This is a genomic window from Bradyrhizobium sp. UFLA01-814 (assembly GCF_046718885.1).
Classification (GTDB): Bacteria; Pseudomonadota; Alphaproteobacteria; order Rhizobiales; family Xanthobacteraceae; genus Bradyrhizobium; species Bradyrhizobium elkanii.
Genome location: NZ_JAQOSR010000221.1, coordinates 1 through 11763 on the forward strand (window position 1 = coordinate 1; position 11763 = coordinate 11763).

At 64.6% G+C, this 11763-nt stretch carries 11 protein-coding genes and 1 pseudogene; 6 read left to right on the top strand and 6 right to left on the bottom strand.

The annotated features are described in order from the left end of the window. Nucleotides 1-220: pseudogene (locus PMN64_RS38640) on the bottom strand (DSD1 family PLP-dependent enzyme); the annotation flags it as partial. Between PMN64_RS38640 and PMN64_RS38645 the strand changes: the two are divergent. Then, the gene (locus PMN64_RS38645) at nucleotides 214-1215 is read left to right on the top strand and encodes a LysR substrate-binding domain-containing protein (protein ID WP_411784548.1); all 1002 of its coding nucleotides are present in this window, start codon (nucleotides 214-216) and stop codon (nucleotides 1213-1215) included. The pseudogene PMN64_RS38640 and the gene PMN64_RS38645 overlap by 7 nt on opposite strands. A 14-nt stretch (nucleotides 1216-1229) precedes the next feature. Here the strand turns inward: PMN64_RS38645 and PMN64_RS38650 are convergent, their stop codons facing one another. Next, complete coding sequence (locus tag PMN64_RS38650; protein WP_411784549.1) at nucleotides 1230-3275, bottom strand: acetoacetate--CoA ligase; 2046 nt, start codon at nucleotides 3273-3275, stop codon at nucleotides 1230-1232. 182 nt (nucleotides 3276-3457) lie between these two features. Between PMN64_RS38650 and PMN64_RS38655 the strand changes: the two genes are divergently transcribed. Both PMN64_RS38655 and PMN64_RS38660 read left to right on the top strand, forming a co-directional pair. Beyond that, nucleotides 3458-4459, top strand: a complete 1002-nt coding sequence (locus PMN64_RS38655; protein ID WP_411784550.1) for a glycoside hydrolase family 3 N-terminal domain-containing protein — start codon at nucleotides 3458-3460, stop codon at nucleotides 4457-4459. Nucleotides 4460-4555: 96 nt separating this feature from the next. After that, entirely contained in the window at nucleotides 4556-4738 is a 183-nt protein-coding gene (locus tag PMN64_RS38660) for a hypothetical protein (RefSeq protein ID WP_411784551.1), read from the top strand. Between the two features lie 98 nt (nucleotides 4739-4836). Here the strand turns inward: PMN64_RS38660 and PMN64_RS38665 are convergent, their stop codons facing one another. Next, complete coding sequence (locus tag PMN64_RS38665; protein ID WP_411784552.1) at nucleotides 4837-5232, bottom strand: hypothetical protein; 396 nt, start codon at nucleotides 5230-5232, stop codon at nucleotides 4837-4839. 600 nt (nucleotides 5233-5832) lie between these two features. On the opposite strand from PMN64_RS38665, the gene PMN64_RS38670 reads away from it, so the two are divergent. Next, complete coding sequence (locus PMN64_RS38670) at nucleotides 5833-6435, top strand: helix-turn-helix domain-containing protein (RefSeq protein ID WP_411784553.1); 603 nt, start codon at nucleotides 5833-5835, stop codon at nucleotides 6433-6435. Between the two features lie 119 nt (nucleotides 6436-6554). Here the strand turns inward: PMN64_RS38670 and PMN64_RS38675 are convergent, their stop codons facing one another. The 3 genes from PMN64_RS38675 to PMN64_RS38685 form a co-directional block, all read right to left on the bottom strand. Next, complete coding sequence (locus PMN64_RS38675) at nucleotides 6555-6803, bottom strand: hypothetical protein (RefSeq protein ID WP_028343817.1); 249 nt, start codon at nucleotides 6801-6803, stop codon at nucleotides 6555-6557. Nucleotides 6804-6958: 155 nt separating this feature from the next. Then, a complete protein-coding gene (locus PMN64_RS38680) occupies nucleotides 6959-7678 on the bottom strand; it encodes a Crp/Fnr family transcriptional regulator (RefSeq protein ID WP_411784554.1) in 720 nt (239 codons plus the stop codon). 190 nt (nucleotides 7679-7868) lie between these two features. Next, complete coding sequence (locus PMN64_RS38685) at nucleotides 7869-8579, bottom strand: Crp/Fnr family transcriptional regulator (protein ID WP_411784555.1); 711 nt, start codon at nucleotides 8577-8579, stop codon at nucleotides 7869-7871. Nucleotides 8580-9130: 551 nt separating this feature from the next. Between PMN64_RS38685 and PMN64_RS38690 the strand changes: the two genes are divergently transcribed. Both PMN64_RS38690 and PMN64_RS38695 read left to right on the top strand, forming a co-directional pair. Then, a complete protein-coding gene (locus PMN64_RS38690) occupies nucleotides 9131-10654 on the top strand; it encodes a flagellin (protein WP_028343820.1) in 1524 nt (507 codons plus the stop codon). Between the two features lie 390 nt (nucleotides 10655-11044). Continuing rightward, nucleotides 11045-11763, top strand: a 719-nt coding sequence (locus tag PMN64_RS38695; protein WP_411784556.1) for an Hpt domain-containing protein, incomplete at its 3' end; no start/stop codon positions are given.

Sequence of the window (11763 nt, forward strand, 5' to 3'; positions counted from 1 at the left end):
TGGAAACCGCGGCCGGACCAGCCGGACTATCCATCACGGCGCGCGCCGCCGGAACTGATTTCGCGGTCTTCAGATGCGGGCGCAGCGGCACGCCGAGCCGCGCCAGCCGCGTCTTCAGGCGGTCGATGTTGTGCAGCATCCGGTCTTCGTCGAGCACGAGGCAGGGCGTCTCGATCCCGGCAAGCGGATGCGGAGCGTTCAAGGCAGGGGCTGATGACATGCGGCAAGACTAGCCGTTTCCATGCTAAGCACAATTTACCGAATGTCATTCTTATATTAAGCCTGAACTTAATGCTCTCGACCGAAGATATCCGCTTTTTCCTGGCGATCGCTGCGGCACGGTCGCTCGCGGCCGCGGCGCGGGCGCTCGACGTCACGCCATCGGCAGTGTCGCAGCGGCTGCAGAGCCTCGAGCAGCGTTTGGGTGTTCAACTGGTCAGCCGCTCGGCCCGGCGGTTGACGCTGACGGACGAAGGCGAACTCCTGATGCAGCGCGGGGGCGCGCTGCTCGACGAGGCCATGGAGTTGACGGAGGCGCTGCGGGCGCGTCGCGGAACCATCGCCGGGCATCTGAAGATTCTCGCGCCGCTCGGCTTTGGGCGCCGCTACATCGCGCCGGTCGTTGCCAACTTCCGATCCCGCCATCCCGACGTGTCGGTCGAGCTCGAGTTGTCCGATCGGCCGGGGCGTGCGGCTGCAGGCGCGTGGGACGTCATGATCCATATCGGTGCGCTGCAGGATTCCACGCTTCGCTTGCTGCGCCTTGCGCCCAATGAACGCCTGCTCTGCGCCTCGCCGGCCTATCTGAAGTGCCGCGGAACGCCGGCGAGCCCGCAGCAGCTTCGCGGACATGATTGCATCGCACTGCGCGAGAACGAGGAGGACGTGACGCTGTGGCGGTTCTCCCGCAGGCGTGGCGCCGCGGAGCCTGATGTCGTCAGGATCGAGCCGATGCTGTCGAGCAATGACGGCGAGGTCGTGAAGGCCTGGGCGCTCATGGATCACGGCCTGATCGTCAGGTCGGAGTGGGATGTCGCCGAGGATCTCGCCTCTGGCCGGCTGGTGCGGGTTCTGCCGAACTTCCGCCTGCCGCCGGCCGACATCGTCGCGCTCCTCAATCCGGGCCGCGGCGGGCGGGCCCGGCGCACGCAGGCTTTCGTGGAGCATTTGCGCGCCGCCCTCGCGCCGCCGCCATGGCGCAGCAGGCCGCACTGACAGACGGCGATTGCTTACGCCGCGCCGGCCTGCTTGTTCAGATAGCTCTTGGCAAAATCGAGATACCAGTCGAGGCAGCCGGGATTGGCCATCGCATCGCGGTTGATGACCTTCTCGACGGGATGGCCGAGCAACAGCTTCTTGACCGGCAGCTCCTGCTTCTTGCCGGACAGCGTGCGCGGAATCTCCGCCACGACGAAGATATCGTTGGGCAGGAAGCGGCGCGACAGCCCGGCCTCGACCGCCTTGTTGATCTTGACTCTCATCGCGGCATCGAGCGCAATGCCCTCGCGCAGCACCACGAACAGCGGCATGTAGCTGTCGCGGCCGAGATATTCGAGGTCGACCACCATCGAATCCAGCACCTCCGGCAGCGCCTCGATCGCGGAATAGAGCTCACTGGTGCCCATCCGCAAGCCATGGCGGTTGATGGTGGCGTCGCTGCGGCCATAGATCACGCAGGAGCCGTCGGGGTTGATCTTGAGCCAGTCGCCGTGCCGCCACACCGGGCCGCGGCCTGAGCCGTCGAAATTGTCGGGATAGGTCTCGAAATAGCTGGAAAGGTAGCGCGCGTTGCCGGGATCGTTCCAGAACCGCAGCGGCATCGAGGGCAGCGGCTCGGTGCAGACGAGCTCGCCGACCTCGTCGATCACGGCGCGGCCCTGCTCGTCGAACGCTTCCACCGCGCAGCCGAGCAGGCGGCATTGCATGATGCCCGGCGTCTGCGGCAATTCGCGATTGCCGCCGATGAAGGCGCCGGCGAAGTCGGTGCCGCCGGAAATATTGGCCCACCACATATCGGCCTGCGCGGCGTTGCCGTTCTGCTTCGCAAGCGCGGCGAAGCGCTCGTTGAACCAGGCTTGGGTGTCGGCGCTGAGCGGCGAGCCGGTCGAGCCGAGCGTGCGCAGGCCTGAGAGGTCGCCGACGGCTGCGAGATCGATCTCCGCCTTGGTGCAATTGGCAAAGAATGCCGCGCCGGCGCCGAAGAAGGTGGCCTTGGCGTCGGCGACGAAGCGCCACAGCGTGGTCCAGTCCGGATTGTCCTTCGTGCCGCCGGGACTGCCGTCGAAAATGCAGCAGGTCGTGCCGTTGAGCAGGCCGTTGGCCTGGCAATTCCACATGATCCAGCCGGTCGAAGAGTACCAGTGAAAGCGTTCGCCGAACGAGTTTTGCTGATAACTGCAGCCGATGTCGTTGTGCAGCGTCGAGAGCGGCAGCGCCACGACGATGATGCCGCCATGGCTGTGCAGGATCGGCTTCGGCAATCCGGTGGTGCCCGAGGAATAGACGATCCAGAGCGGATGATCGAACGGCAGCCATTCCGGCTCGAAGGCGTCGATCTCCGCGCTCTGGCCCGCGAGGATCGATGACAATCGCGTCTCGGACGGCGCGGCGTCGCTGTGCAGGATGACATGCTGCACGGTCGGCAGCGCGCGCCGCAATTCCTCGATCACACTTTGCCGGTCGTGGCGCCGGCCGGCATAGGTCACCGCGTCGCAGGCGATCAGCACCTTCGGCTCGATCTGCTTGAAGCGATCGATCACCGCGGGCGCCGCCATGTCGGGCGCACAGACGCTCCAGACCGCGCCGAGGCTCGCGGTCGCGAGGAACGCGATGATCGTCTCGGGAATGTTCGGCAAGTAGGCGGCGACCCGGTCGCCGGCGCCGACGCCGTTGGCCTTCAGATGCAGCGCCAGCGCCGCCGATTTGCGCTGCAGTTCGGGCCAGCTCGTCTCGGACAGCTTGCCGTCCTCGCCGCTCGAGATCAGGGCCGGCAGTCCTGCGGCATGCGCCGGTGCGACATGGCGGAAGACCTGGCGCGCGTAGTTCACCGAAGCGCCGGGAAACCACACCGCGCCCGGCATCTTGCGCTCGGCCAGCACCGCCGAATGCGGCGTCGGCGAGCGCAGGTCGAAATAATCCCACACGCTCTGCCAGAAGCCGTCGATATCGGTGACCGACCAGCGCCGCAGCGCCTCGAAATCCGCAAATTCAAGGCCGCGCGTCTGCTTCAGCCATTGGCGGTAAAGGGCCATTTGCGGGACGTAAGCTGCTGTCATGGGCGTTTCCGAAAGTCCTTGTGTCGTGGCAGGCGATCGAGGCCCGCCGGCGTGTCTTAACATAGTGATGCAAGCGCGGGGAACGCAGTCGAACCGCTGCCTGCGTCATATTCTTACCGCCGCTGCAGCGTGCTATTCCATCGGGCGCGGCTGATTCCATGCGGCAACCGAATCGAGCGGCCATGTCCATCGGCGAACTCTTCATTCTTGGCTTCCACGGCAAGGTCATTCCGCCCTGGCTGAAGCAATTTGCCGGGCAATTCGGGCTCGGCGGCGTGATCCTCTTCGACTATTCCTGCCAGACCCGGCAGTACGACAACAACATCGCCTCGCCCGCGCAGGTGCAGTCGCTCTGCTCCGAGATCGCGGCGCTGCCGTCGCGGCCGCTGGTCTTCATCGACCAGGAGGGCGGCCTGGTGCGCCGGCTCAAGGACACCTGCGGTTTTCAGCCACTGCCGAGCGCGAAGGAGTTCAATCTGCTCGCGCACGCGGAAAAGCAGACGGTCCTGGCCGCAAGCTACGGCGAGCTGCGCCGGCTCGGCATCCGCTACAATTTCGCGCCCGTCATCGACGTCGACTACAATTCCGACAACCCCAACATCGGCAGGATCAAGCGGTCCTATTCGCCCGATATCGGTGAGGTCGAGGCCAATGCCCGGCTGGTCGACGCTGCGGCACGGCAGGCGGGAGTAGGCCTCTGCCTGAAGCATTTTCCGGGCATCGGCGGCGCGAGCGTCGATTCGCACCTGGAGTTCATGGACATTTCCGATGCGCTGCGTCCCGAGCAGGAGGAGCTGTTCTACGCACTGGCGCCGCGCACCTATGGCGATGCGGTGCTGGTCAGCCACGCCATTGTCCGGCAGTGGGACGCACAGCATCCGATGACACTGTCACCGGCCGGGCTCGGCCGGCTTCGCCGTCGCCTGCCCGAGACGCTGCTGATCACCGACGACATGCAGATGCAGGGGCTGCAGAAGGCGCTCGGCACAAGCGCGGCCAGCCTGCAGTCGATCGCCGCCGGCATGGACATGATCTGCATCGGCAACAATTTGTTCGACCAGGAGCAGGAGATGGCCGGCATCGCCGCGGCGGTCGCGGGTGCGGTGCAAGACGGGACGCTGGATCGCGCCGCGGTTCAGCGCTCCATTGCGCGGGTGCGAAAGCGCAAGGCGCTGCTTGCCTGATGGCATTGAACGAAATTCCGCGCCGAGCGACCACAAGAGGTGGAACCAAATTTCATTGCCGCGATTTAACAATGACGCTCATCGGGGCTGACAACCATGAAGATGCTCAAGCGTCTCTTCCGATTGATCTGGCTACGCCGGGCCGCGCGCAAACCAGCCGATTTTCCGCCTGCCTCCATCGATCCCGACGAATTCAGCCGCCTGCTTTGCAGCGGGCGCGCCGAGGATTTGCGGACACTGGCAAAGAAATTGAGCCAGCGCTCGCGGGCCCACGCATAGGCGGTGGATCGGATCCAATCGCTAGCCCGGTCTTCGGCCAAAAACCGGCAAGTCCGGCGCGCGGCCGTGACTCCCGACGCCGGTCTCGATGCGATCAGCTACTGCTTTGCTTTTTCATGATTGCCGATCCCGACCGCCTTGTAGTCGTAGGTCGGGTAGAACTCGGTGTGGTAGGCGCCCCAGGCACCGTTCTCGATGACGCGGTTGACCTCGCGCAGCCGCGATGCCGGCAGCCGCAGCGTCACCACCTGGCCGATCCCCATCATCACGTACCAGCTGACGACCTCGACCCCCTCGGGCGGAAACGCCTTATAGAAGCCCTGCCGCTCAAGCTGGGCATTGAGCTCACCGAGCGGTCGTGACTGATCATGCTTGAAGAAGATGGTGAGCATGACCGCGTTGTCGGGCGTCGGCGTTGCATCGCCGGTCGGCGCGGTCTGGGCCTGCGCGCCGGCGCCAAGCAGCAGTGCCGCGGCGAGCGCCGCAATCGTCATCCAGGATATCCAGGATCCGTTCCGCCCTCGCTTCATGGCCGCGCCCTTATTGCTGATCGGGAGGCGGCGATCATCGCGACGCCTGTCGGGGCTGTAAATTGACATTCGCCTGATCCGATCCCTGCCCAATGCGCATCCGATGCCCGGTTGATGTGAACCGTCTCATAGGTACGCGCGCCCGCGTGCGGTATGCCGACGTCATCCCGATGCCGAGAGGGATGATCGATGACGACCCGGCGAATGGCGTATTGGTGGTTCAGGTTCGTTCTTTCGGGCCGGTTCCTGCAGAAATTCCTTCGGCTCCGGCGCCCTTGAGGCGATGCCGGGCCGCGAAGTCCGGCCTTTTCAATCCGGAACCAGAAGGCCGGAAACGGCTGGCCGAACCGTTCAAGGTCGATGCCAGGCGAAGAATCCCGCCGATGGCCACCCGTCCCGTAAGAATACTGTAATTCGACTCAAATATGCGAGATTCGTTGCCAAATCAGCGGTAATCTGCGCCAGCTTGGCAGGTCGGGGCCCGAGGTCACAGTTGCGTCACCCGTAGTTTTACGGAGTCCCGTGTTAACGCGACCACAAGTTCACCTTTGGTAAACCATACCTATGACGCAACATGACAATCGGGCCGAGGCGCGCCTTCCGGCATGGACGGGTGGAACCGCGCCGCTCGAGCCGCAGCCGCTTGAGACTCAGGGAGCCGCTGCGCCGCGGCCGCAGGCGGACGCCGGTGCCGCGATCGTCCGGCAGTTCAATGGGCCGGTGACGGCGCTGCTGCTCTATATGAACGAGCTCAAACAGCACAGTCAGCAATTCGCACACGCGCCCGGCAATGGCGTCTATCTGCGGCAGGTGATCGAGAACGCGCTCGAGCAGACCGAGCGCGTGTCCGCGATGCTAAAGCAGATTTCCGACCTCTATCCCAATGCCGTCCCGGCCGCCGATCTCAAGCCGCCGGGCGACGACAAGCCGGCAGGCTCCCGGTCGCCGGATATCATGTTCGCGCCGGAAGCCGGCCGCAAGCCGTTGACCAAGCGCGAGCGTGAAGTGCTCAGCCTGATCAGCGACGGCTATTCCAACAAGCAGGGCGCGCTGCGGATGAACATCAGCCCGCGCACGTTCGAGAGCCATCGCGCCGAGGCCATGCGCAAGCTCGGCGCGCGCAACACCGCCGATCTCGTTCGCAAGGCCTTGTTGCATTCCGCATAAAGCGTTTTCAAGCGAAGTGGTTCGCGTCAAGAAGACGCGTCAAAACTGAAATCCGGAGCCCCGTTCCGATTCCATCGGAATGGGGCTCTGGGCGTGTTCGGTTCGTTAGAGCCCTGTTCTCAGAAATCGTCTTCCGCAGCGAAGCACAGGCGCGGCGCGAGCCGCGCGGCCGGCGCGGCGGCCTTCGGTTCATCCGGAACGATCGTGACCACCCATGCCGCCGTCGCGCCAGACTTGCTTTCGACGATCGCGCGCACGCGTCCGGTGACGGTGGCGCCGGCCGACCGTACGGTGGCGGGCCGGCCGTTGAACTGGGCCATGCGGAAGCGCCGGGCCTCTTTCCGGTCGGTCGTCTGGTACGTGAACATCGGCTCCCCCGTGCGTCCACGCAACTGTGCGGATGCAGCGTTATCCGACGGTGAAAATTGCACGCCGTAGAAGTACGGCTTGCACGGCGGTCAGAGCGCTTTCGAGCGAAGCGGGTGCCGGGTCGCGTGACGACAACGCGGCAAGATAAAGAACTCTAGCGGCCGACTTCTTGACAATTCAGCAGTCCCGCATATTGCGCCTTGACCGCGGCGTAGCATTCGCATGCGGTCCTGATCAGCCCATCCGCGTTGGTGATCTCGATGTGCCCGCGGCTGTAGTGGATGAAATTGGCCTGTTGCAAGGTATGCGCGACCAGCGACACGCTGTTGCGGCGCGCACCGATCATCTGCGCCATCGCCTCCTGCGTCAGGACGATCTTGTTGCTGCCGGAGAGATCGCGCGTGTGCAGCAGGCATCGCGCCAGCCGTGACTCCACGGTGTGCGCGGCGTTGCAGCCGGCCGTCTGCTGGATCTGGGCGTAGACGGCGAGCCCGTGCCGGATCAATCTCGCGCGAAGCGTCGGGCTCTGGCCGGCCGCCGCGCGCAACGGCTCGAGTTCCACGGTCGAGGCGACGCCGGGCACCAGCACCGTGGCGTTGTTCAGGACAGGCCCTTCGACGAGCGGGGCGAATGCGCCATAGATGCTGTCGCGGCCGACCATCGCGACCTGCACGCGCTCGCCTCTTGCCAGCTTGACCACCAGCGAGATCACGCCCTTGTGCGGCATGTATGTCCGCTTGAGCATCTCGTCGGTCTCGACCAGGACCGAATTGGCCGCGAGGTCGACCGTCCGCAGATGCGGCCGAATCAACTCGAAATCGCTTGCCGAGAGCGACGCCAGAAATCCGTTGGGTGATCGAGGAACCGTTTCCAAAGCAACCTCCAGCCTTCCGGCAAAGCTTGTCTCTGGGCCCCAGGGCTGACGTGCGGCTGGACGTCCTTGCAACCTATTCTGGCACGTCAGGGTTCCAATGGAAACATGTCTTGGTTCCAATAGGAATAGACCTATCGCCGCACGTTCGCGTTGTCTGGCCGGTCACAGTTGGGGCAGGGCGGCGCGCCGGTCAGTCTTCCGGCCCGATCAATTGTTCGGCGTGCGCCTTGACCGTCGTGTAACATTCACACGCCGCCTTCCGCAGCCCGTCGATATCGGTGATCTCGATGTGACCGCGGCTGTAACGCAGGATGCCGGCCTGCTGAAACCCATGTGCGACAATCGAAACCGCATTGCGCCGGACGCCGATCATCTGCGCCAGCATCTCCTGGGTTAGCGGCAACGCCTCGCTGCCGCACAAATCGCGTGCGCGCAGCAGCCATCGCGACAGCCGTGCCTCCACCGGATGGGAAACATTGCAGGCGACGGATTGCTGCGTCTGCGCCATCAGCGCCTGCTCATAGAGCGCAACCAGGGTCCGGAAATCCGCGCTGCGATCTACTGCCTCGCGGAAATCCTCCGCCCGCACCATCGAGGCCGAGCCCGGCACCACGACGATCGCGTCGGCAAGCAGCGGCCGCTCGTGCAGGGCGGCAGACGCGCCCACGGCGCCGTCGCGACCGATGGTTGCAATCTCGACAGATTGCCCGTCGGACAGATTGATCATCATCGAGACCACGCCGCTATGCGGAAAATAAACCCGCTGCACCGGCGCGCCGGCATCGGCGAGCGCCGTTTCCCTGGTCAGCTCGACGGTTTCCAGAAGGGGATGAAGTTGCGCGTACTCCGTGGAGGGAAGGGCTTGCAACAGACGATTGGGCGGACGCGATACCGCGGACATTGGTGCTCCTGCCGAGGGCGGGAGCACTGCGGTCTCGCATCACCTACTCTTGGCGTGTGGAATGATTGCGAACATAGCTTGCCTGTCCAATTGCACAAGGGTTGTGGTGTTGAAACTATACCCTCTAGAGGGCAGACGGCGTGGCCGCCGCCGGCACCCGGTGATCGACGTCGATCCGCGCGGCGCGCGATACGAGCGCGACTTTGTCTCTCATTTATTGATTTCCATTAACTCTGTTCCTCGCCGGACTTTGCATCGTCGCGACTTGCAACGCCGGCTATCGACGCGCCGGGCGGGCAGCGCCGGGATGTCGCAAGTCCTGCACATGCGCAGGAAATTCGCGGCCAGGACGTCGGGCCGGCGCCGAACGCGCGCTGCCGCGGTCAGCCGTCGCGCCGGCCGCCCGTCGAATCACCGGCAAGGCCGTTCTGGGTATTTGTACGGATCAGCGGTTTAACGAACGGGTAGCGCGGACGGACCAGTGTGGCGTGGGTCGCCGTGCGAAATTTACGGCGTCGCGTCAATCGTGTTCATCCAGAAGGGTATCCAGTATGTCCGGCATCGTTCTTTCGGCATCGGTCCGTCAAAATCTGCTTTCGCTGCAGTCGACCGCTGACCTGCTCGCCACCACGCAGAACCGCTTGTCTACCGGCAAGAAGGTCAACACTGCTCTCGACAATCCGACCAACTTCTTCACGGCGCAGTCGCTCGACAACCGCGCCAGCGACATCAACAACCTGCTGGACGGCATCGGCAACGGCGTGCAGGTGCTGCAGGCCGCCAACACCGGCATCACCTCGCTGCAGAAGCTCGTCGACAGCGCCAAGTCGGTCGCCAACCAGGCCCTGCAGGCCGCCGTCGGCTATTCCGCGAAGTCGCAGGTCACGACCGCTGCGATCCCCGGCGCCACCGCTGACAACCTGCTCGGCACCGCGACCCCGACCAACGCAACCCTCACCAGCACCGCCGCCTATACCGGCATCGACCTTACCGCGGCCGGCGCGAACCTGACGTTCCAGATCAACAGCCAGACTGTGACCTTGAACTCGGGTACGAACTATTCCGCCACCCAGGTTCGCGACGCCATCAACACGCAGGTCGGCGCCAGCGCCAAGGTCGCCGCCTCGATCGACGGCACCGGCAAGCTGGTCCTGACCAGCACCAACACCGCCGGCGCCGCGGACTCGCTCACGGTCGGTACGTTCAGCTCGGGCGACGCGACGCAGCTCGGCCTCCCGGCCGGTGCGACGGCGACCGCAAACGGCACGGCCGGCGCGAGCCCGCTGGACACGCTCACGCTGACCATCGGCGCGACCGGCAACGGCACTGCGACCAACATCACCTTCGGCACCGGTGCCGGCAAGGTGAAGTCCCTCAACGACCTGAACGCCGCACTCGCGGCCAACAACCTGCAGGCCTCGCTCAGCGCGGCCGGTGCGCTCACCATCAGCACCACCAACGATGCTGCTTCGGCGACCATCGGCACCATCGGTGGCACGGCGGCCGGCGCCGGCAAGCTGTTCAACGGCCTCACGGGCAGCGCTCCGGTGCAGGACCCGACTGCGCTGGCGAACCGCGCCAACCTGGTCAACCAGTACAACAACATCCTGGACCAGATCACCACGACCGCCCAGGACGCGTCGTACAACGGCATCAACCTGCTCAACGGCGATCAGCTCAAGCTGACCTTCAACGAGACGGGCTCCTCGACGCTGAAGATCCAGGGCGTGACCTTCGACGCCACCGGCCTCAACCTCACCAAGCTGACCGCCGGCACGGACTTCGTCGACAACGCGTCGGCCAACGCCACGCTGAAGACGCTCAACAGCGCGAGCGGCCTGCTGCGCACCCAGGCTTCGACCCTCGGTTCGAACCTGTCGATCGTGCAGATCCGCCAGGACTTCTCGAAGAACCTGATCAACGTGCTGCAGACCGGCTCGTCCAACCTGACGCTGGCCGACACCAACGAGGAAGCGGCCAACAGCCAGGCGCTGTCGACCCGTCAGTCGATCGCGGTGTCCGCGCTGGCGCTGGCCAACCAGTCGCAGCAGAGCGTGCTGCAGCTGCTCCGCTAAGCGTAGCCGCGACAGACATCGACTATCGAGGCGGCGGAGGAAACTCCGCCGCCTTTTGCTTTGGCTGCGCTTAACCATCCCGCCGACTTCAACCAATGGGCGATCGCGTTCTGATGCAGGCGGTCGGCATGTCGCGAACGTTTCGCAAGACTTAGCGGTCCTCAATTCCAATTAGTTCAAATTGCGATGAGCGATGGAACGGCCTCTTTCCCGTCCGGGTGGTAAGGGCCTGTCCTTGTGAGACTGGCCGTGATGTCGTGATGCGTCGTCGAACTGCTGAAGCGCTTCATCGTCCGTATTTGCACGGACGGCAAAATTAACGTCGCCGTGAAGCCGGCCAAGTTATCGATGCAAGGCGAGCGTTCCGTAGCACCTTGAGGGGACCTATCCATGGACGATCTGTTGCGCGAGTTCCTGACGGAGAGCAGCGAGAGCCTGGATACGGTCGACAACCAGCTGGTGCAGTTCGAGCAGGACCCGAACAACGCGAAGATCCTGGATAACATTTTCCGCCTGGTGCACACCATCAAGGGGACCTGCGGCTTCCTCGGGCTGCCGCGGCTCGAAGCGCTGGCGCATGCCGGCGAGACCCTGATGGGCAAATTCCGCGACGGCATGCCGGTGAAGGCGGAAGCCGTGACGCTGATCCTGTCCTCGATCGACCGCATCAAGGAGATCCTCGGCGGCCTCGAGGCGACCGAGGCCGAGCCTGAGGGCAACGACCGCGATCTGATCGATCAGCTCGAGGCCATGGTCGAGCACGGCATGGCGGCGATGGCTGCTGAAGAAGATGTGCCGGTCGTCGAGGCTCCGTCGGTGCAGGCTGACATGACCGAAGGCACGCTGGTGGTGCAGACGCTGGAGCGTCCGCTGCGCCCGGGCGAGGTCTCGCTCGACGAGCTCGAGCGCGCCTTCCGCGAGACCGAGATTGAAGTCGCCGCACCGGCGCCGGTCGCGAAGCCTGCAGCCGCAGCACCCGCCGCCGAGTCGGTTGAAGCCGCGAAGAAACCGGCCCGCAAGGCCGCCGGTGAAGATGTCCAGGAAGGCGACAAGATCGCCAACCAGTCGATCCGGGTCAATGTCGACACCCTCGAACACCTCATGACCAT